This is a genomic window from Streptomyces sp. NPDC058534, assembly GCF_042717365.1.
Lineage (GTDB): Bacteria > Actinomycetota > Actinomycetes > Streptomycetales > Streptomycetaceae > Streptomyces.
The window spans coordinates 31,484-50,025 of sequence record NZ_JBHXNW010000045.1; the positions used below are offsets into that span (position 1 = coordinate 31,484).

Consider the following 18,542-nt stretch of genomic DNA (forward strand, 5'->3'; position numbering starts at 1 on the left):
CGCGCCCCAAGATACTTTTTCGCGCCCCCACCCCCCGTTCAGCGAGGCGGCGTCAGCCGCGCAGCGGGCGGCCTTCCTTGTCCGTGCGGTCATTGCTGACCAGGAAGATGATGCCGTCGATCAGCGCCCAGAAGCCGAGGCCACCGCAGGTCAGGAGCTGGGCCACACCGACCCCGACGGAGCCGACGTAGAAGCGGCCGATGCCCAGGGTGCCCAGGAAGAGCTGGAGGATACCGGCGACGATCTTCGACTTGTCGGAGTACGGGCGGCCCTGCGGGTCGACGCCGTAGGGAGCGGCGGGGTTCGGGGGGACGGTCATGGTGGTGCTCCTGGGGAGATGTGGGACGGACCGGGGCGGAGGGCCCCGGCGGCCCAGGAGGGGACACCGCTGATCGCACGCTCGACGCACGGCGGCTCACGTCAGTGACGTGGCCGTCCCCCCCTCTGTGCGTGACGAAGCGTAGGAGACGGGTGGGTCAGTTGGGAAATACTATGATCCAACGTTCCCATTTCGTGATCATTGATCACAGGACGTTGCGAACGACCGTCCAGGCCACCGCGGTCAGCAGGATCAGCGCCTGACCCCAGGGGGCGATCCGGGGCCGGTAGGAGCGGCCGCGCAGACCCTGCACCGTCCAACGGGCCCACAGCGCCAGCGCGAACGGTGCGGCGAACAGCAGGGCGCGGTTGTCCAGCCAGGCCGCGGCGAAGTGACCGTGCATCAGGTCGTAGACCATGCGCGTGGCGCCGCAGGCCGGGCAGAGCAGCCCGGTGACGAAGCGGAACGGGCACTGGGGCAGCGGGTGGCCGCCCTCGTGCGGATCGGTGCCCCACAGGTACCCGGCACCGGCGGCACCCGCGACGAGCACCCCGAGGGGTGCGGCCGCGGGATGCCACTGCCGCCGTCGCCGGCCGGGTGGTGCGCAGGGCGCGGTGTCAGCCACGCAGGACGCGGCCCTGGTCGTCCGTACGGTCGTTGTTGACCAGGTACATGATGCCGTCGATCAGCGCCCAGAAGCCGAGGCCGCCGCAGGTGAGCAGCTGGGCCACGCCTATGCCGACGGAGCCGACGTAGAAGCGGCCTATGCCGAAGCTGCCGAGGAAGAGCTGGAGCACACCGGCGACGATCTTCGACTTGTCGGAGTACGGGCGGCCGTACGGGTCGTAGCCGAAGGGGGCGTTCGGATCGGTGGCGTAGTAGCCGGGCGCCTGCGGGTACCCGGGGCCGGCCTGCGGATAGCCGGGAGCGCCCTGCGGGTAGCCGGGGGTCTGGTAGCCGCCGGGCGGCGGTTGCTGGCCACCCTGGGGGTAGCCGTAGGGGCCGGGCTGACCTGCGGGGCCCGAGCCCTGGTTCGGGTAGCCGTAGCCGGGCGGCTGGGAAGGCTGGGGCGGCTGCTCGCTCACAGTGGGGTCACTCCTGGTCGACTTGGAAACTGCCGGTCATATTGCAGGACCGGAGCCGCACAAGAGAAGTCGGGGCCGGGAACGGGCGTCCGCCCGGGCGAGTGACCGTGCGGCAATGCGGCCGCCGCGTCCGTCCAATCGGGCCCGCACACACCTAATCTGACGTCATGTCAGATCATGAATCGTACGAACTGCTCGGGTTCGACAACGTGCTGCTGCCCGTCGGGGACCTCGGTGAGGCCGTCGACTTCTACGAGCGGGCCGGGTTCACGGTCGCCTACCGGCTCGACGAGGCCGGGATCGCGCTGCTGAAGGTGGGGGGCGAGACACCCGGGCTGCTGCTGCGGGTGGAGGAGGAGTTCTGGCGGCAGCCGCCGATGTGGCCCTCCGCGCGGGTGTGGCTGGAGACGACGGACGCCCGCACGGCGGCCACGGCGCTGCGGGAGGCCGGGGTGCCGCCGCTCGACGAGCCGTTCCCCGTGGCCACCGGCTGGACCGTCGAGTTCGCCGACCCGTGGGGCAACGTCATCGGCCTGACGGACTACTCCAAGCGCCCGGAACTGGGCCGCCGCCCCTGAGCCGGCAGCCGGCTTGAACGTGTTCAAAAACAGGTCTACAGTCAGTCCTGTCAGCGTTTTGAACGCGTTCAAGAAGGGGTGGGGCATGGACCGCACCGTCATCGCCTACGTCATCTACCTGGCCGTCAGCATCGGTCTGACCGTCTGGGTGGCCCGCACGCTCAGCCGCAACGGACGGGTCTTCCTCTCCGACGTCCTGCACGGCAACGAGAAGCTGGCCGACGCCGTCAACCACCTCCTGGTGGTCGGCTTCTACCTGGTCAACCTCGGCTTCGTCGCGCTCTACCTGAGCGACGACGAGACCATCACCGACACCCGCGGCATCTTCGAGGCGCTCTCGACCAAGATCGGCGTGGTGCTGCTGGTGCTCGGCGTGATGCACCTGGGCAACGTCTACGTGCTCAACAAGATCCGGCGGCGCGGCATGATGGAGCGGGAGCAGGTGCCGCCGGTCCCGCCGCAGGGCTGGGTGGCCCCGACGGCCGGAGCCTGAGCCGATGGTTCCCGCCACCGGGACGGCCGGCGCCCCCGTGCGCCGGCTCACCGTCCTCTACGACGCCGAGTGCTCCCTGTGCACCCACGTACGGGACTGGCTGCTGCGCCAGCCCCGGCTGGTGCCGCTGGACCTGGTCCCGGCCGGGTCGGACGAGGCCCGCGGGCGCCTGCCCGGCCTCGACCACGCGGCCACCCTCGACGAGGTCACCGCCGTGGGCGACGCCGGGCAGGTCTACCGGGGCGCCGCCGCCTGGATCGTCGTCCTGTGGGCCCTGCGCGAGCACCGCGCCCTCGCCCACCGGCTCAGCACGCCCACCGGCGCCCGGCTGGCCCGCGGGGCGGTGCTGGCCGCCGCGAAGTGGCGGGGCGGGCAGCGGCAGTGGGGCGGCGACGGGTACCGCCGCGCCGACATCGACAGGGGCGGCGCGCAGCGCCTCGGTGAGGGGCGGTGGTCGGGCGACGGGTGGGCGTACGAGCCGGGGCTCGGGTGGAGGTACGCCGGACCCGGGTGTGCCGACGGCACCTGCGGCACTGGATAGGCTCTGGACCCGTGCCTGCGACCAACGACGGCCCCGACGACGGCGCCCCCCTCACCAAGTCAGAGCAGACCCGCGCGCTGATCCTGGAGACGGCCATGCGGCTGTTCCAGGAACGCGGTTACGACCGGACGACGATGCGGGCCATCGCCCAGGAGGCCGGGGTCTCCGTCGGCAACGCGTACTACTACTTCGCGGGCAAGGAGCACCTGATCCAGGGCTTCTACGACCGGATCGCCGCCGAGCACCAGGCGGCGGTCCGCGAGGTCCTGGCCAAGGAGACCGACCTGGAGGCACGGCTGGCGGGCGTGCTGAAGGTCTGGCTGGACATCGCCACGCCGTACCACGAGTTCGCCGTGCAGTTCTTCAAGAACGCCGCCGACCCGGACAGCCCGCTCAGCCCCTTCTCCCCCGAGTCGGAGCACGCGCGCCAGGAGGCCATCAGCATCCACCGCGCGGTGCTGGCCGGCGCGAAGACCAAGGTTCCTGAGGACCTGCGGGACATCCTGCCGGAGCTGATGTGGCTCTCCCAGATGGGCCTCGTCCTGTACTGGATCTTCGACCGGACGAAGGGCCGCGAGCGCAGCTACCGGCTCGCCGAACGCGGCGCCCGGCTCACCGCGCGGGGCGTCGTGCTGGCCCGCTTCCGGGTCCTGCGCCCTCTGGTGCGCGAGGTGCACGAACTGTTCACGGACTTCCTGCCGGGCATGACACGGGCGCTGCCGGATCCCCGCGGGAAGGCCCGCGGGAAGAGCAGCGGTCAGGCCTGACGGGACGCCAGCTCGATCACCGTGATGTCCGACTCCGCCCCCACGCGCGTGGGCGGGCCCCAGGCGCCCGCACCGCGGCTGACGTACAGCTGGGTGTCGCCGTAGCGCTCCAGGCCCGCCAGCGTCGGGTTGGCGGCGCCCGCGATGAGGTTGCCGGGCCAGAGCTGGCCGCCGTGGGTGTGGCCGGAGAGCTGGAGGTCGACGCCGTGGTCCACGGCGTCGTGGATCTGCACCGGCTGGTGGGCGAGCAGCACGCACGCGCGGGCCCGGTCCCGGTCGCCGAGGGCCTTGGCGTAGTCGGGGCCCTGGCCCTCCTCCTCGCCCGCGACGTCGTTGACGCCGGCGAGGTCGAAGTGGGGCAGTTCGGTGCGGGCGTTCTCCAGCGGGAGCAGACCGAGCCGCCGCACCTCGTCGACCCACTGCTCGGCGCCGGAGAAGTACTCGTGGTTGCCTGTGACGAAGTACGCGCCGTCCCGGGCCCTCAGCTGGGCCAGCGGGGCCGCCGCCGGGCCGAGGTCCTTCACGCTGCCGTCGACCAGGTCGCCGACGACGGCGATGAGGTCGGGCTGCGTGGAGTTGATCGTGTCGACGACCTTCTGCGCGAAGCCGCGGCCGAGCACCGGGCCGAGGTGGATGTCGCTGACCACGGCGATGCGGTAGCCGTGCGCCGCGCGCGGGAGCTTGGCCAGCGGCACGGTGACCCGCTTGACCGACGGGCCGTTCAGCACGCCGTACGTGCCGTAACCGACCGTCCCGACGGCCGCCGCGGCGGCGGCGCCGGCGACCACGCGGGAGACGAACAGGCGGCGGGAGGGGAGGGCGAGAGGGCTGTCAGGGGCCTCGGGCGTCTCGGGCGGCTGGGGCGCCTCGGGCGGGCGGCCCGGCTCGGAGGGCTCCGGCTGCTCGGGCGGGGCCGTGGCGGCCGGTATCCGCTCCGGGTCCGTGGCCTGGGACCTCAGCGGCTCCGCGCCGGCCCGCCGCGCGGCCCGTCGCTCCAGGAACCGCCGCAGCAGCGGACGGACGACCTCGCCCGCCAGCAACGCGAGGAGCAGGTAGATAGAGAGCGCCAGCCACAGGAAGCCCGGCCAGGCCAGCACCTGCTGGAGCCAGAAGGGGGCGCCCGCGCGCTCGGCGACCAGGGCGCCGACGGTCAGCACCCAGCCCCCGGCGATCACCGCCCCGCCGACACGGCGCACCCGGCCCGGACCCCGGGTCGTGTCACGGAACAGGCGCCGCCACACGTACCAGTTGGACGTCACGAGGACGCTCACCACTGCCAGCGCGACCAGCGCGAAGACGACCACCATGCCGCCGTATCCCCTCGGTTGAGACGTCCGCGACGCCTATGACCTTCGGCGCAGTACGCGCACCGAACGCAACCCGATGCCCCCGACGACCGTCCCCAATACGAAGGAGACGACGGCGAGCAGCAGGTGCACCCAGAAGTACGCCGTGGGGTCGCCGTCCTCGAAGGCGAGCCCGCTGCTGTCCTTGATCAAATTTTTGACGAAAGTGATCCAGATGATCCAGCTCCACACCCCGAAAGCGAGCAGGAACCAGGAGACGGGGCGGCTGAGCTTCACAAAAACGGACCTTTCCTCACAACGCCGCACACCCTCGATCGGCCGGGGGTCCGGGGGTTGTCCCCCGGGTGAGCACGGCATGGTTTCAGTATCGCCGCACGCTGTCCTGAACCGTGCGCGGGGTGGGGAGGGGGGTGGGAAGGGCCCGCTCGCGGGAGGTACGTTCTCGCTCGTGCCCGCACCCAAGAAGGCCCTCAGGCGAACCCTGTCGGTCACCTCCGCCGCCCTGACCGCACTCGCCGTGCTCTCCCCCGCCGCACTCGCGGCCCCCGACCCCTCCAAGAGTCCGACGCCCACTCCGCCCGCGTCGATGTCGACCGTGGGCGGCGCGCGGCTCGGGAAGCCCGGCACGCAGGTGGACCTGGCGGGTGGGGCGCCCGTGCTGCCCAAGGGCCTCACGGCTCGTTCCTGGATCGTGGCGGACGCCGAGTCCGGCGACGTGCTCGCCGCGCACAACGCGCACTGGCGGCTGGCCCCGGCGAGCACCCTGAAGATGCTGTTCGCCGACACGCTGCTGCCGAAGTGGCCGAAGACGACCAAGCACAAGGTGGAGGTCTCCGACCTCGCGGGCATCGGCGCCGGCTCCAGCCTGGTCGGTGTCAAGGAGGAGGAGACCTACACCGTCCACGACCTGTGGCTCGGGGTCTTCCTGCGCTCCGGCAACGACGCCGTGCACGTGCTGTCCGCGATGAACGGCGGGGTCGACCGGACCGTCGCGGACATGAACGAGCACGCCGAGGAGCTCCAGGCCCTCGACACCAACGTGGTCAGCCCCGACGGCTACGACGCGCCGCGCCAGGTCTCCTCCGCGTACGACCTGACGCTCTTCGCGCGCTCGGGGCTGCAGAAGAAGGACTTCCGCGAGTACGCCTCGACGGTCCGCGCGAAGTTCCCCGGCCAGACGGAGAAGGACAAGAAGGGCGGGACGACCCGCAAGCCCTTCGAGATCCAGAACACCAACCGGCTGCTGTCCGGCGACTCGGACATGGAGGTCTACCCGGGCATCGCGGGCGTGAAGAACGGCAACACCACCAACGCGGGCGCCACCTTCACGGGCGTCGCCGAGCGGAACGGCAAGGTGCTGCTCGTCACGGTGATGAACCCGGCCAAGGACGAGCACAACGAGGTCTACAAGGAGACGGCCCGCCTGTTCGACTGGGGCTTCGCGGCGGCCGGCAGGACGCGGCCGGTGGGCGAGCTGGTGCGGCCGAAGAGCGCCGCGCAGGCGAGCCCCGGGCCGGACGCCTCCGGTGAGGCCGGCGGCACCGGGAAGGGCGCGGCGGGCACCAGGCCGGTGGCGGGCGCGACGGCCTCGGACGGCTCCGGCGGGGTCGGGATCGCGGCCGGCATCACGGCCGGGGTGCTGGTGCTGCTCGCGGGCGGCGCGTTCCTGGTCAACCGGAAGTGGCCGCTGCCGGACCTGGTCCGCCGCCGGACCCGCCCGTGACGTCCGGGGCGTCGGCACCGTCGTCGCCCCCGCTCCCGAGCTCCTGCGCCTTGCTTCCGGTCGCCGTCCAGGCGGCGGCGAACAGCACCAGCTTCGAGGTGAAGTTGATCCACAGCAGCAGGGCCACGGGGACGCCGAAGGCGCCGTACATGCTCTTCGCCGCGACGCCCTGCATGTAGCCGCTGAGCAGCAGCTTCAGCAGTTCGAAGCCGATCGCGCCGATCAGCGCGGCGACGATCAGGCGGCGGCGCTCGGGCTGGACGCCGGGGAGCAGGGTGAGCACGTACAGCAGCAGGAGGAAGTCGGCGAGGACGGCCACGGCGAAGGCGGCGACGTAGAGCAGGACGCCGCCGACGCCGCCCTCGGCGAGGCCGATCGAGCGGATGATCCAGCCGACCAGCGCCGAGGCGACGGTGGAGATGGCGACGGTGACCAGCAGCGCGCCGCCGAGACCGACGAGGACGCCCGCGTCCTTGGCCCGGTGCAGGACGGGGTTCTCCTCCTCGTCGGGCAGCTCCCAGACGGCGCGCAGACAGCCCCGGGTGGCCTCGACCCAGCCCATGCCGGTGAACAGCAGCAGGAGGCCGGCGATGAGGCCGACGGTGCCGGCGTTGTCGACCAGGTCCTGGATGTTCAGCTGGTCGGAGATGCCGGGGATCTGCTCGGCGATCTTGTCCTGCAGCTGGTCCTGCTGGTCCTTGCTGAGGGTGGCGGCGGCGATGGCCGCGGCCAGGCTCAGCAGCGGGAAGAGCGCGACGAAGCTGGTGAACGTCATGGCGGCGGCCAGGCGTGCCCACTTCACCCGGTCGAGTCGTTCGTACGAGCGCCACGCGTGCGTGGTCATCAGGCGTGCGATCCACGGTCCCACGACGGGGAGCTTCTTCAGCCAGTCCATGATCCGACCCTGCCCCCGCTCGTCCCGGTCCATGATCTCGTCCGGCCACCGGATCCGTCCCCGGCCCGGAAGACCAGTGTCCTTGTGCCCCAGAACCGCAGGATCGTGCCCAGGACCATGCCGATGCCGGCGCCGGAGACGGTGTCGGCGCGCTGCGAGGTGAGGCCGAGGCCGTAGTGGCTGACGGTCAGGCACAGCAGTTGCACGGCGGCACCGGCGAGGTTCACCGCGACGAACACGGCACAGGGGCGCAGTCCCCGGGGGCGGGTGTGCCGGTAGGTGCCCAGCGCGTTGCCCGCGTACGCCACCGCGCAGCCGGCGACGAAGGACAGCGTCTTGGCGCTGAGCGGGTCGAGGCCGGCCGGACCGCGCAGGCAGGTGAAGAGACCGAGGTCGACTGCGTAGGCGAGCAGGCCCACGGAGGCGAAGCCGGCCAGCTCGCGCCGGTCGGCTACCAATTGGCCACCGCCAGGCCGTACATCGCCACCCAGACCACGCCGATCAGCGCGAGCGCCCGGTCGCGCAGGACGACGCCCTCTGGTTCGCCCGCGGTGCCGCGGTCGGCGAAGACGGCGTAGCGCAGGACGGCGAGGACGAAGGCGACCATGGACAGCTGGCGCCACGGCAGCACGCTGGTGTGCGGGACGCCGCCCTCCTCCATGGCCCACAGGCAGTAGCCGAGGACGGCGACGCCGGCCGCGAGCTGCCAGACGAAGCGGAGATAGCCGGTGGTGTACTCGGTGAGCAGCGCGCGGGTGGCACCCGGCTGCCCGGCCATCTGGACGGCCTCGGAGTACCGCTTGGCGGCGACCATGAACAGCGCGCCGAAGCCGGTCGTGATGAGGAACCAGCGCGACAGGGGGATGCCGAGCGCTAGTCCGCCGATCATCGCCCGCATCAGGAAGCCGGTGGCGACGACGGCCAGGTCGACGACGAGGACGTGCTTGAGGGCGACGCAGTACGCCACTTGCATCGCGAGGTAGGCGGTCAGCAGGGCCGCGACGGACGGCGGGCACAGCCGGGCCGCGACGAGGGGCGCGAGGACGCCGAGGAGACCGCCGGCCGCGTACGCGAGCGGCACCGGGACCTGTCCGGCCGCGACCGGGCGGTGCCGCTTGACGGGGTGGGCGCGGTCGGCCTCGGCGTCGCGGGCGTCGTTGACGAGGTAGACGGCCGAGGCGGAGGCGGTGAACAGCACGAAGACCAGGGCGAGCCGGCTCAGCGCGGGCACCGAGAACAGCTCGCCCGCGGCGGCCGGGGCGGCGACGACCAGGACGTTCTTGATCCACTGGCGGGGGCGTGCGGTCCTGAGGAGGCCGCCGAGCACGCCCTTCGCGCGGGGCGCGGGCTCCCCCGGCCGCTGCGGGGCGTGTTGCCGCAGGACGGCCGTGTCAGTCACGGGTGCCTCCCCGCATCCAGCCGGCGCCGAGCCGGGCCGTGAGCGCGCCCAGGGCCGCGCCGGCCGCGACGTCCGAGGGGTAGTGGACCCCGACGACCAGCCGGGAGGCGCACACCGCGGCGGCCAGCGGCCGGACCGCGGGCACGCCGAGCGCGCCGAAGGCGACGGCGGCGGCCGCGGCCGAGGTGGCGTGGGAGCTGGGGAACGAGTGCCGGCCGGCGGTGCGCACCAGGGGCACGACGTGTGCCGGGCGCGGGCGGCGCACGACCCGCTTCACGGCCATGCTGAGGACGTGGGCGCCCGCGGTGAGCGCGGTGCCGCGCAGCCAGGCCCCGCGCCGCCCGCGGTCCACGGCGGCTCCGGCGAGACCCGAGGCGAGCCACAGGGCTCCGTGCTCCCCGGCCCAGGACAGGGCGCGCGCGGCGCCGGCCACGCGCGGGTCCGTGCCGCAGGCTCTGAGCGCCGTGACGATCCGGTGGTCCATGTCGTCGAGGTCGTCCATGCCGACTCACTGTTCACGCCTGCCGCACGGGAAGTACGGCACGATCGAGCGACATACCATTAATCACCCGTTTCGGGTATAAGCGTTATGTTTTGGGGCTGATCATTCGCATAGGGGCGATACGGTCACCGGCATGTCTGCCGACACCGACTGGGGACCCGTCACCGGCTGGGGCCGCACCGCGCCCACCGCGGCCCGTCTGATCCGCCCGCGGACGTACGAGGAGGCCGCCCTGGCCGTCCGGGACTGCGGAGCCCGCGGCGGCATCGCGCGGGGGCTGGGACGGGCGTACGGGGACGCCGCGCAGAACGCGGGGGGCGCCGTGCTTGACATGACGGCCCTGGACCGCGTGCACGCCGTCGACGCCGCCGGCGGCACCGTGCTCTGCGACGCGGGGGTCTCCCTGCACCGGCTGATGGAGGTGCTGCTGCCGCTCGGCTGGTTCGTACCGGTGACGCCCGGCACCCGCTACGTGACGGTCGGCGGAGCGATCGGCGCGGACATCCACGGCAAGAACCACCACGTGTCGGGGTCCTTCGCACGGCACGTGGTCTCCCTGGAGCTGCTCACCGCCGACGGCGGGGTCCGCGCCGTCACCCCGGGCACGCCCCTGTTCGACGCGACCGCCGGCGGCATGGGCCTGACCGGGGTGATCCTCACGGCGACCCTGCGGCTCCAGCCGGTCGAGACCGCGCTGATGTCCGTCGACACCGAGCGCGCCGACGACCTGGACGACCTGATGGCCCGTCTGACGGCCACCGACCACCGCTACCGCTACTCGGTCGCCTGGATCGACCTCCTCGCGCGCGGCAGGGCGACCGGCCGCGCGGTGCTCACCCGCGGCGACCACGCCCCGCTGGACGCGCTGCCCGCCCGCTCCCGCGCGCGGCGCACGCCGCTGGCCTTCCGCACCACCCGCCTCCCGGCCGCCCCCGACCTCGTCCCGGACGGACTGCTCGGCCGGACCACGGTCGGCCTGTTCAACGAGCTGTGGTACCGCAAGTCCCCCCGGTTCAGCCGGGGCCGGCTCCAGCGGATCTCCACCTTCTTCCACCCCCTGGACGGCGTCCCGCACTGGAACCGGATCTACGGCCGCGGCGGCTTCGTGCAGTACCAGTTCGTCGTCGGCGAGGGCCGGGAGGACACCCTGCGCCGGATCGTGCGGCGCATCTCGGACCGCCGCTGCCCGTCCTTCCTGGCCGTCCTCAAGCGGTTCGGCGAGGCCGATCCGGGCTGGCTCTCCTTCCCCGTGCCCGGCTGGACCCTGGCCCTGGACATCCCGGTGGGCCTGCCCGGCCTCGGCACCTTCCTGGACGAGCTGGACGAGGAGGTCGCGCAGGCGGGCGGGCGGGTCTACCTCGCCAAGGACTCGCGGCTGCGGCCCGAACTGCTCGCCGCGATGTACCCGCGCCTCGACGACTTCCGCGCGCTGCGCGCGGAGCTGGACCCGCGCGGGGTGTTCGTGTCCGACCTGGCCCGCCGCCTCCCCCTCTGACCCCTCTGGAGCTGTCGTGAAGGACGCCTTCGGCCTCCCCCAGTCCCTGCTCGTCCTCGGCGGTACGTCCGAGATCGCGCTCGCCACCGCGCGCCGCCTGGTGGCCCGCCGCACCCGCACGGTGTGGCTGGCCGGCCGCCCCTCCCCCGCCCTGGACGCGGCGGCCGAGCAGCTGCGCGGCCTCGGCGCCGAGGTGCGCACCGTCGCCTTCGACGCGCTCGACCCCGAGTCCCACGAGGCGGCGCTCGGCAAGGTCTTCGCCGAGGGCGACGTCGACCTGGTGCTGCTCGCCTTCGGCATCCTGGGCGACCAGGCGCACGACGAGCGCGAGCCGCTGAACGCCGTGCGGGTCGCGCAGACCAACTACACCGGCGCGGTCTCGGCCGGCCTGGTCAGCGCGCGGGCGCTGCAGGCCCAGGGCCACGGCTCCCTGGTGGTGCTCTCCTCCGTGGCCGGCGAGCGGGCCCGGCGCGCCAACTTCATCTACGGCTCCAGCAAGGCCGGCCTGGACGCCTTCGCGCAGGGCCTGGGCGACGCGCTGCACGGCACGGGCGTGCACGTCATGGTCGTACGCCCCGGGTTCGTACGGTCGCGGATGACCGCCGGGATGGAGGAGGCGCCGCTCGCCACGACGCCCGAGGCGGTCGCCACGGCGATCGAGCTGGGGCTGCGGCGGCGCTCGGAGACGGTGTGGGTGCCCGGCGCGCTGCGGGTGGTGATGTCGGCGGTACGGCACCTGCCGCGGACGCTGTTCCGGCGGCTGCCGGTGTGAGGTCCGGCTGCCGCGTGGGCTCCGGATTACCGGCCGGGGAGCGAGCCGCTCTCCACGCGTCCGGCCTGCGGGGGCACCGTGGCGCTGCCGAAGGGGAACTCGCGCAGCTTGCGCCACACCCCGTCGGGGCCCTGCTCGTAGAGCGCGAAGCCGGTGCAGGGCCACTGGGCCGCGTAGTCGGACAGCTCCTCGTAGGCGCGGTCCATCGCCGCTTCCTCGATGCCGTGCGCCACGGTGACGTGCGGGTGGTACGGGAACTGCAGTTCGCGTGGCACCGGACCGGACGCGTCGCGCACCCGCTTCTGCAGCCAGGAGCAGGCCGCGGCGCCCTCGACCACCTGGACGAAGACCACGGGCGACAGCGGACGGAAGGTCCCGGTGCCGGACAGCCGCATCGGGAAGGGCCGGCCGCGCGCCGCCACCTCCGCCAGATGCGCCTCGACCGCGGGCAGCGCGCTGCCGTCGACCTCGGTCGGCGGCAGCAGGGTGACGTGCGTGGGGATGCCGTGAGCAGCGGCGTCGCCGAAGCCCGCGCGCAGCTGCTGGAGCTTGCTGCCGTGAGGCTCCGGGACCGCGATCGACACGCCGATCGTTACGGTCCCCACGTCGTCTCCTGTCGTTACGTGTCACTCGGTGTATGCCGCTGTGTCGGACACCCGGCTATCGACTGTACGGCCACGACCGTGCCCGGGGCAGGCGCAACCGGAGTGATGTGCAGCGCTACGGCGGCATGCCGGGGCGCACGGACGGCGCCGGGAACAGTGCGGGGCGGTGCCCCGGGTCAGTGCTTGGCGGGCAGGAAGCCCACCATGTCGTACGTCCGGGAGAGGGTCTCGGCGGCGACGGCGCGTGCCTTCTCGGCGCCCTTGGCCAGGATCGAGTCCAGCGTCTCCGGGTCGTCCAGGTACTGCTGGGTCCGCTCCCGGAAGGGGGTCACGAACTCGACCATGACGTCGGCGAGGTCCGTCTTGAGCGCGCCGTAGCCCTTCCCGGCGTACTTCTGCTCCAGTTCGGCGATCTCCGCACCGGTGAGCACCGAGTAGATCGAGAGGAGGTTGCTGACGCCCGGCTTGTGCTCGCGGTCGAAGCGGATCACGGTGTCCGTGTCGGTGACCGCGCTCTTCACCTTCTTGGCGGTGGCCTTGGGCTCGTCCAGGAGGTTGATCAGGCCCTTCGGCGTGGACGCCGACTTGCTCATCTTGATCGACGGGTCCTGGAGGTCGTAGATCTTCGCCGTCTCCCTGAGGATGTACGGGGAGGGCACGGTGAACGCCTCGCCGAAGCGGCCGTTGAAGCGCTCGGCCAGGTCGCGGGTCAGCTCGACGTGCTGGCGCTGGTCCTCGCCGACCGGGACCTCGTTGGCCTGGTAGAGCAGGATGTCCGCGACCTGGAGGACCGGGTACGTGAACAGGCCTACGGAGGCGCGGTCGGCGCCCTGCCTGGCGGACTTGTCCTTGAACTGGGTCATGCGGCTCGCCTCGCCGAAGCCGGTGAGGCAGTTCATGACCCAGGCGAGCTGGGCGTGCTCGGGGACGTGGCTCTGCACGAAGAGCGTGCAGCGGTCCGGGTCCAGGCCGGCCGCCAGGAGCTGGGCGGCGGCCAGCCGGGTGTTGGCCCGCAGTTCCTTCGGGTCCTGCGGGACCGTGATGGCGTGCAGGTCGACGACCATGTAGAACGCGTCGTGGGTCTCCTGGAGGGCCACCCACTGCCGGACGGCGCCGAGGTAGTTGCCGAGGTGGAACGAGCCGGCGGTGGGCTGGATGCCGGAGAGTACGCGGGGGTGGTCTGTCGCCATGTTTTTTATTGTCTCAGAGAGATCGGGGGGGTCTGTGCGTGGGGAACTGCGGGCCGGTGGGGGCTGGTCGCGCCCACGCGGCGGAGCCGCACATCGACACAGCCCCGCGCCCCTGGGTGAGCTGCCCTTGGCGGCATGCTCAGCCGAGGTCGATCTCCGGGTACAAGGGAAAACCTGCCACCAGGTCCGTGGCTCGCTGGGCGATTTCCTGCGCGATCTTCTCGTCCAGGACGTGGGACGCCTTCGACGGGGCGCCCGACTTCGTCGTGCCCTGTTCCGTCGTCGTCAGGACGCGGTCGATCAGGGCCGCGACCTCGTCCATCTCCGTCGTGCCCAGGCCGCGGGTGGTGAGGGCCGGGGTGCCGATGCGGATGCCGGAGGTGTACCAGGCGCCGTTCGGGTCGGACGGGATGGCGTTGCGGTTGGTGACGATGCCGGAGTCGAGGAGGGCGGCCTCGGCCTGGCGGCCGGTGAGGCCGTAGGAGGACGCCACGTCGATCAGGTTGAGGTGGTTGTCGGTGCCGCCGGTGACCAGGGTGGCGCCGCGGCGCATCAGGCCCTCGGCGAGGGCGCGGGCGTTGTCGACGATGCGCTGGGCGTAGTCCTGGAACGCGGGCTGCCTGGCCTCGGCGAGGGCGACGGCCTTGGCGGCCATGACGTGCGGGAGCGGGCCGCCGAGGACCATCGGGCAGCCGCGGTCGACCTGGTCCTTGAGGGAGTCGTCGCACAGGACCATGCCGCCGCGCGGGCCGCGCAGCGACTTGTGGGTGGTCGTCGTCACGATCTGTGCGTGCGGAACCGGGTCGAAGTCGCCGGTCAGCACCTTGCCCGCCACCAGGCCGGCGAAGTGCGCCATGTCGACCATCAGGGTCGCGCCCACCTCGTCGGCGATCTCCCGCATGATGCGGAAGTTCACCAGCCGGGGGTACGCCGAGTAGCCGGCGACGATGATCAGCGGCTTGAACTCGCGGGCCGAGGCGCGCAGGGCCTCGTAGTCGATGAGGCCGGTGGTCGGGTCGGTGCCGTAGGAGCGCTGGTCGAACATCTTGCCGGAGATGTTCGGGCGGAAGCCGTGGGTGAGGTGGCCGCCGGCGTCCAGGGACATGCCGAGCATCCGCTGGTTGCCGAAGGCCTGGCGCAGCTCGGCCCAGTCGGCGTCGGTCAGGTCGTTGACCTGGCGGGCGCCGGTCTTCTCCAGGAAGGGCACCTCGACGCGGGCGCCGAGGACGGCCCAGAAGGCGACCAGGTTGGCGTCGATGCCGGAGTGCGGCTGGACGTAGGCGTGGCGGGCGCCGAAGAGTTCGCGGGCGTGCTCGGCGGCGAGGGACTCGACGGTGTCGACGTTGCGGCAGCCGGCGTAGAAGCGGCGGCCGATGGTGCCCTCGGCGTACTTGTCGCTGAACCAGTTGCCCATCGCGAGGAGCGTGGCCGGGGAGGCGTAGTTCTCCGAGGCGATCAGCTTGAGCATCTCGCGCTGGTCGGTGACCTCCTGGCCGATGGCGTCCGCTACGCGGGGCTCGACTGCGCGGATGGCTTCGAGCGCGGCTCGGTAGGCAACGGACTCGGGGGTGAGTTCTGCGGGCATGTCGGCCTCCGGACGTTGTGTTCAGCGTTCACGGTACGGACGGCCCAGGCGCACGGCACATGTTCTTCTTGGGCCGCTCCCCGATGGTTGGTCCATCCCAGCGCGCCAGTTACGGCCCGGGGGCCAGGTTACCGGACGGCGTCTGCCGGGTTGTTGTCCGTCGCGGACTGCGGGTGCGTCGTGGCTGGTCGCGCCCACGCGGCGGAGCCGCACATGTCACAGCCCCGCGCCCCTTGAAGGCCCCTGCGGGGCCATTCAAGGGCCAGTCACAAGATCACGTGGGGCAAGAAGCGGGCGTATTCGTCCGTCACCAGGCCGCTCGACTCCCTGATACCCAGACCCGCCGACTCGTTCTCCACCACCCAGGCGCCCAGGACTACGCGGTTGCCGTCGAAGTCGGGGAGGGGGGCCAGTTCCTGGTAGCAGCAGGGCTCGTCGCGGATGACGGGGGCGGTGCCCGGGTCGTGGAGGGTGACGCCCGCGCCCTCGCGGCCCAGGAGGGGCTTGGCGACCCAGCCGGTGGTGTCCGCCAGCTCGCGGGGGCCGTCCAGGTAGGCGGCCAGGAGGTTGGGGTGGTCCGGGTACAGCTCCCAGAGGATGGCCAGCAGGGCCTTGTTGCTGAGCAGCATCTTCCAGGCGGGCTCGATCCACAGGGTGGTGCCGGTGCCGCCGCCGTTGTCGAGGGTGTCCAGGACGTGGCCGGCGAAGCGGTCGGTGGTGAGCCACTCCCAGGGGTAGAGCTTGAAGAGGCTGCGGATGAAACGCAGCTTGTTGTCGACGAAGCGGCCGGAGAGGCGGTCCCAGCCGATCTCCTCCATGGAGATCCAGTCGGTCTCCAGGCCGGCCTGTTCGGCGGTCTCCTTGAGGTAGGCGACCGTCATCAGGTCCTCGCCGAGTTCGTCGTCCGAGGAGTGCGCGAAGTACAGGGGGTTGCCGGGCGGGAGCAGGGCGGCCTGCTTCTTCCAGGCGTCGATCAGCCGCTCGTGGAGGCTGTTCCACTGGTCGGCGCCGGGGAAGCGCTCCTCCATCCAGAACCACTGCGGGGACGCGGCCTCGACCAGGGAGGTCGGGGTGTCCGCGTTGTACTCCAGGAGCTTGGCGGGCCCGGTGCCGTCGTAGCGCAGGTCGAAGCGGGCGTAGACGGAGGGGAGTTCGGCGCGGCGGTGCCAGGCCTCGGAGACCGCCCGGACGATACGGGGGTCGGTGATGCCCAGGTCGGTGAAGCGGTCGTGGGTGACGATGTGCTCGGCGGCCGCCAGGCACATGCGGTGGAGTTCCTCGACGACCTCCTCCAGCGCCTCGACCTCCGGCAGGGAGAAGACGTAGTGGGCGCTCTCGTCCCAGTAGGGGCGCAGGGAGCCGTCGGGGTAGCGGGTCAGGGGGTAGATCAGGCCCTGTTCCTCGACGGTCTCCTGCCAGCCGGTGCGCGGGGTGACGGTACGGCGTTCCACGTGCTCAGCCGCCGCCGCTGCCGGAGCCCGAGCAGCCGAAGCCGCCCCGGTCCACGGCCTCGGACCGGCTGAAGGTGCCGTCGTCGGCCCAGCCGCCGCTCACGTCGGCGTCGTAGTACCAGTCGGCGTCGGCCGAGGTCTTCTTCTTGCCGCCCTTGCCGTACGAGCTGCCGGACGAGCCCGACTTGCAGTTCTTGTCGGCGACGACCTTGTAGCCGTTGAGGTAGTCGTAGCTGTCGCGGTCCACGCAGCGGCGGTCGGGGTCCGAGCCGCATGCGCTCAGGGCCGCCGCGAGCATTCCCATGCCGCCGAGCACCACGGTGCTCGACCGCAGCCGTCGCCGGGTCTCTGCCATTTCCTCGTCTCCCCGTTGTCCGTGCGGTTGTACGACAGTTGGGCCGATCGAGTGTACGGCCCCCGTCGCGGGTGGACTTTACGGCAGCGCCCGGCACAGGGCGTCCAGGGCCCCCGCCCAGGCGTGGTCGGGCGGGGTGCCGTAGCCGACGACGAGGGCGTCCAGCGGGGGGACGGCCGCGTCGGGGTGCCGGAACGTGGACAGGCCGTGGACCGCGAGTCCGTGCCAGGCCGCGGCGCGGACGGCCTGCCGCTCGGTGCCGGGCGGCAGTTCGAGGACGGCGTGGAGTCCGGCGGCGATGCCGGTGACGCGGACGCCGGGCGCCCGTTCGGCGAGGGCGGCGACCAGGGCGTCGCGGCGGCGCCGGTAGCGCAGGCGGGCGGAGCGGACGTGGCGGTCGTAGTCGCCGGAGCCCAGGAACTCGGCGAGGGTCAGCTGGTCGAGGACGCCCGGGGTGCGGCCCGCCATGCCGTCCATGACCTCCTCGACGAGCGCGGGCGGCAGTACCAGCCAGCCCAGGCGCAGGGCGGGGGCGAGGGACTTGCTGGCGGTGCCCAGGTAGACGACGCGGTCGGGGTCGAGGCCCTGGAGGGCGCCGACGGGCTGGCGGTCGTAGCGGAACTCGCCGTCGTAGTCGTCCTCCAGGACCAGGCCTCCGGTGCGGCGGGCCCAGTCGATCAGCGCCGTCCGGCGCTCGGGGAGCAACGGGAGGCCGAGGGGGAACTGGTGGGAGGGGGTCAGCAGGACGGCGCCGGCGGCGGCCGGGTCGTCGGGCGGGAGGGTGCCGCGGTCGTCGAAGGGCAGCGGAGGCGTGTCGCAGCCCGCGCGCTGGACCAGCCGGCGGTGGTGGGGCAGGCCGTAGGACTCGACGCCGACGGCGTTCCCGCCCCGGCGGCGCAGCAGTTCGGCGAGGACACCGAGGCCGCCGAGGAAGCCGGCGCACACCACGATCCGGTCGGGGTCGGCGTGCACGCCCCGCGCGCGGGACAGGTATCCGGCGAGCGCCGTGCGCAGTTCCACGCGGCCGCGGGGGTCGCCGTAGCCGAGGGCCTGGTCGGGGGCGGCGGACAGGGCGCGGCGGGCGGCCCTGAGCCACTGGGCGCGGGGGAACGAGGCCAGTTCGGGCGTGCCCGGGACGAGGTCATAGGCCGGGCGGCCCGGTTCCCGCGGGTGGGGTGCCGGGCGGTGTCCGGGGGTGGCGGGCGTGCGGTCGGCGACCCGGGTGCCGGAGCCCTGCCGGGCGGCGAGCCAGCCCTCGGCGATCAGGTCGGCGTAGACCTCGGCGACCGTGTTGCGGGCCACGCCCAGGTCGGCGGCGAGCGAGCGGGAGGAGGGCAACCGGGTGCCGGGCGCCAGCCGGCCGCCTCGGACCGCCTCGCGCAGCGCCTCGGTGAGGCTCCGGCGCAGGCCGGGTCCGGAGCGGTCCAGATGCAGGTCGACACCGAAAGTGGCCCATGATTTCGCCATGGGAATGGACCAT

Annotated in this window: 22 protein-coding genes and 1 riboswitch; of the genes, 7 read left to right on the forward strand and 15 right to left on the reverse strand. The window is 72.6% G+C overall.

All coding sequences use genetic code 11. The features are described 5' to 3' along the window. Positions 1–52 precede the first annotated feature (52 nt). The 3 genes from ACFWR9_RS25680 to ACFWR9_RS25690 all read right to left on the reverse strand — a co-directional run bounded on the left by ACFWR9_RS25680 (position 53) and on the right by ACFWR9_RS25690 (position 1,404). A complete protein-coding gene (locus tag ACFWR9_RS25680; protein ID WP_383846134.1) occupies positions 53–319 on the reverse strand; it encodes a TM2 domain-containing protein in 267 nt (88 codons plus the stop codon). A 205-nt stretch (positions 320–524) separates the two neighbouring features. After that, positions 525–944 (reverse strand): DUF2752 domain-containing protein, encoded by a 420-nt coding sequence (locus ACFWR9_RS25685; RefSeq protein ID WP_383846136.1) that lies wholly within the window; start codon positions 942–944, stop codon positions 525–527. Continuing rightward, positions 937–1,404, reverse strand: coding sequence for a TM2 domain-containing protein (locus ACFWR9_RS25690; protein ID WP_383846138.1), 468 nt, complete (start codon positions 1,402–1,404; stop codon positions 937–939). The genes ACFWR9_RS25685 and ACFWR9_RS25690 overlap by 8 nt, the downstream gene beginning before the upstream one ends. Before the next feature lie 167 nt (positions 1,405–1,571). Between ACFWR9_RS25690 and ACFWR9_RS25695 the strand changes: the two genes are divergently transcribed. The 4 genes from ACFWR9_RS25695 (at position 1,572) to ACFWR9_RS25710 (ending at position 3,783) form a co-directional block, all read left to right on the forward strand. Continuing rightward, complete coding sequence (locus ACFWR9_RS25695; RefSeq protein ID WP_383846140.1) at positions 1,572–1,982, forward strand: VOC family protein; 411 nt, start codon at positions 1,572–1,574, stop codon at positions 1,980–1,982. Positions 1,983–2,067: 85 nt separating this feature from the next. Further along, positions 2,068–2,475, forward strand: a complete 408-nt coding sequence (locus ACFWR9_RS25700; protein ID WP_383846142.1) for a hypothetical protein — start codon at positions 2,068–2,070, stop codon at positions 2,473–2,475. Between the two features lie 4 nt (positions 2,476–2,479). After that, on the forward strand, positions 2,480–3,016 hold the full coding sequence (locus ACFWR9_RS25705) for a thiol-disulfide oxidoreductase DCC family protein (protein WP_383846144.1): 537 nt from the start codon (positions 2,480–2,482) through the stop codon (positions 3,014–3,016). An 11-nt stretch (positions 3,017–3,027) separates the two neighbouring features. Then, positions 3,028–3,783: a TetR family transcriptional regulator gene (locus tag ACFWR9_RS25710; protein WP_383846145.1), complete on the forward strand. Its 756-nt coding sequence runs from the start codon at positions 3,028–3,030 to the stop codon at positions 3,781–3,783. On the opposite strand, the gene ACFWR9_RS25715 is transcribed toward ACFWR9_RS25710, so the two are convergent. Beyond that, complete coding sequence (locus ACFWR9_RS25715) at positions 3,774–5,090, reverse strand: metallophosphoesterase (protein ID WP_383846147.1); 1,317 nt, start codon at positions 5,088–5,090, stop codon at positions 3,774–3,776. The genes ACFWR9_RS25710 and ACFWR9_RS25715 overlap by 10 nt on opposite strands. A gap of 36 nt (positions 5,091–5,126) precedes the next feature. Continuing rightward, a complete protein-coding gene (locus ACFWR9_RS25720; protein WP_345588414.1) occupies positions 5,127–5,366 on the reverse strand; it encodes an SCO4848 family membrane protein in 240 nt (79 codons plus the stop codon). A 172-nt stretch (positions 5,367–5,538) separates the two neighbouring features. Between ACFWR9_RS25720 and ACFWR9_RS25725 the strand changes: the two genes are divergently transcribed. Further along, a complete protein-coding gene (locus ACFWR9_RS25725; protein ID WP_383846149.1) occupies positions 5,539–6,813 on the forward strand; it encodes a D-alanyl-D-alanine carboxypeptidase family protein in 1,275 nt (424 codons plus the stop codon). Here the strand turns inward: ACFWR9_RS25725 and ACFWR9_RS25730 are convergent. From ACFWR9_RS25730 to ACFWR9_RS25745, 4 genes are read right to left on the reverse strand one after another with little or no spacing between them, the layout of a single operon-like run. Beyond that, the gene (locus ACFWR9_RS25730; protein WP_383846151.1) at positions 6,761–7,708 is read right to left on the reverse strand and encodes a YihY/virulence factor BrkB family protein; all 948 of its coding nucleotides are present in this window, start codon (positions 7,706–7,708) and stop codon (positions 6,761–6,763) included. The genes ACFWR9_RS25725 and ACFWR9_RS25730 overlap by 53 nt on opposite strands. Continuing rightward, positions 7,696–8,166 (reverse strand): GtrA family protein, encoded by a 471-nt coding sequence (locus ACFWR9_RS25735; protein ID WP_383846153.1) that lies wholly within the window; start codon positions 8,164–8,166, stop codon positions 7,696–7,698. The genes ACFWR9_RS25730 and ACFWR9_RS25735 overlap by 13 nt, the downstream gene beginning before the upstream one ends. Beyond that, positions 8,160–9,107 (reverse strand): decaprenyl-phosphate phosphoribosyltransferase, encoded by a 948-nt coding sequence (locus ACFWR9_RS25740; protein ID WP_383846155.1) that lies wholly within the window; start codon positions 9,105–9,107, stop codon positions 8,160–8,162. Before ACFWR9_RS25740 ends, ACFWR9_RS25735 begins: the two co-directional genes overlap by 7 nt. Next, complete coding sequence (locus ACFWR9_RS25745; protein WP_383846157.1) at positions 9,100–9,609, reverse strand: phosphatase PAP2 family protein; 510 nt, start codon at positions 9,607–9,609, stop codon at positions 9,100–9,102. Before ACFWR9_RS25745 ends, ACFWR9_RS25740 begins: the two co-directional genes overlap by 8 nt. A gap of 133 nt (positions 9,610–9,742) precedes the next feature. On the opposite strand from ACFWR9_RS25745, the gene ACFWR9_RS25750 reads away from it, so the two are divergent. Together ACFWR9_RS25750 and ACFWR9_RS25755 are read left to right on the forward strand one after the other, a co-directional pair. Continuing rightward, complete coding sequence (locus tag ACFWR9_RS25750; RefSeq protein WP_383846159.1) at positions 9,743–11,104, forward strand: FAD-binding protein; 1,362 nt, start codon at positions 9,743–9,745, stop codon at positions 11,102–11,104. Positions 11,105–11,120: 16 nt separating this feature from the next. After that, the gene (locus ACFWR9_RS25755; RefSeq protein WP_122615855.1) at positions 11,121–11,876 is read left to right on the forward strand and encodes a decaprenylphospho-beta-D-erythro-pentofuranosid-2-ulose 2-reductase; all 756 of its coding nucleotides are present in this window, start codon (positions 11,121–11,123) and stop codon (positions 11,874–11,876) included. Positions 11,877–11,902: 26 nt separating this feature from the next. Here the strand turns inward: ACFWR9_RS25755 and ACFWR9_RS25760 are convergent, their stop codons facing one another. The 6 genes from ACFWR9_RS25760 to ACFWR9_RS25785 form a co-directional block, all read right to left on the reverse strand. Next, positions 11,903–12,481 carry a 2'-5' RNA ligase family protein gene (locus tag ACFWR9_RS25760; RefSeq protein WP_383846161.1) on the reverse strand — a complete coding sequence of 193 codons (579 nt, stop codon included), beginning with the start codon at positions 12,479–12,481 and terminating at the stop codon, positions 11,903–11,905. A gap of 176 nt (positions 12,482–12,657) precedes the next feature. Next, on the reverse strand, positions 12,658–13,671 hold the full coding sequence (gene trpS / locus ACFWR9_RS25765; RefSeq protein ID WP_383846163.1) for a tryptophan--tRNA ligase: 1,014 nt from the start codon (positions 13,669–13,671) through the stop codon (positions 12,658–12,660). A 139-nt stretch (positions 13,672–13,810) separates the two neighbouring features. Beyond that, entirely contained in the window at positions 13,811–15,256 is a 1,446-nt protein-coding gene (locus ACFWR9_RS25770) for a glycine hydroxymethyltransferase (protein ID WP_383846165.1), read from the reverse strand. Positions 15,257–15,291: 35 nt separating this feature from the next. Then, positions 15,292–15,379: riboswitch (ZMP/ZTP riboswitch) on the reverse strand. Between the two features lie 143 nt (positions 15,380–15,522). Next, a complete protein-coding gene (locus ACFWR9_RS25775; protein ID WP_383846167.1) occupies positions 15,523–16,707 on the reverse strand; it encodes a glutathionylspermidine synthase family protein in 1,185 nt (394 codons plus the stop codon). 4 nt (positions 16,708–16,711) lie between these two features. After that, positions 16,712–17,062, reverse strand: coding sequence for a hypothetical protein (locus ACFWR9_RS25780; RefSeq protein WP_383846169.1), 351 nt, complete (start codon positions 17,060–17,062; stop codon positions 16,712–16,714). A 78-nt stretch (positions 17,063–17,140) separates the two neighbouring features. Beyond that, positions 17,141–18,529: a PLP-dependent aminotransferase family protein gene (locus ACFWR9_RS25785; RefSeq protein WP_383846171.1), complete on the reverse strand. Its 1,389-nt coding sequence runs from the start codon at positions 18,527–18,529 to the stop codon at positions 17,141–17,143. Positions 18,530–18,542 lie beyond the last annotated feature (13 nt).

Bases quoted from the DNA above. Each gene is read 5' to 3' on its own strand.
- ACFWR9_RS25750 (WP_383846159.1), top strand. From the start codon at position 9,743: ATGTCTGCCGACACCGACTGGGGACCCGTCACCGGCTGGGGCCGCACC.
- ACFWR9_RS25780 (WP_383846169.1), bottom strand. From the start codon at position 17,062: ATGGCAGAGACCCGGCGACGGCTGCGGTCGAGCACCGTGGTGCTCGGC.
- ACFWR9_RS25705 (WP_383846144.1), top strand. From the start codon at position 2,480: ATGGTTCCCGCCACCGGGACGGCCGGCGCCCCCGTGCGCCGGCTCACC.
- ACFWR9_RS25785 (WP_383846171.1), bottom strand. From the start codon at position 18,529: ATGGCGAAATCATGGGCCACTTTCGGTGTCGACCTGCATCTGGACCGC.
- ACFWR9_RS25695 (WP_383846140.1), top strand. From the start codon at position 1,572: ATGTCAGATCATGAATCGTACGAACTGCTCGGGTTCGACAACGTGCTG.
- ACFWR9_RS25700 (WP_383846142.1), top strand. From the start codon at position 2,068: ATGGACCGCACCGTCATCGCCTACGTCATCTACCTGGCCGTCAGCATC.
- ACFWR9_RS25770 (WP_383846165.1), bottom strand. From the start codon at position 15,256: ATGCCCGCAGAACTCACCCCCGAGTCCGTTGCCTACCGAGCCGCGCTC.
- trpS (WP_383846163.1), bottom strand. From the start codon at position 13,671: ATGGCGACAGACCACCCCCGCGTACTCTCCGGCATCCAGCCCACCGCC.
- ACFWR9_RS25715 (WP_383846147.1), bottom strand. From the start codon at position 5,090: ATGGTGGTCGTCTTCGCGCTGGTCGCGCTGGCAGTGGTGAGCGTCCTC.
- ACFWR9_RS25745 (WP_383846157.1), bottom strand. From the start codon at position 9,609: ATGGACGACCTCGACGACATGGACCACCGGATCGTCACGGCGCTCAGA.
- ACFWR9_RS25680 (WP_383846134.1), bottom strand. From the start codon at position 319: ATGACCGTCCCCCCGAACCCCGCCGCTCCCTACGGCGTCGACCCGCAG.
- ACFWR9_RS25730 (WP_383846151.1), bottom strand. From the start codon at position 7,708: ATGGACTGGCTGAAGAAGCTCCCCGTCGTGGGACCGTGGATCGCACGC.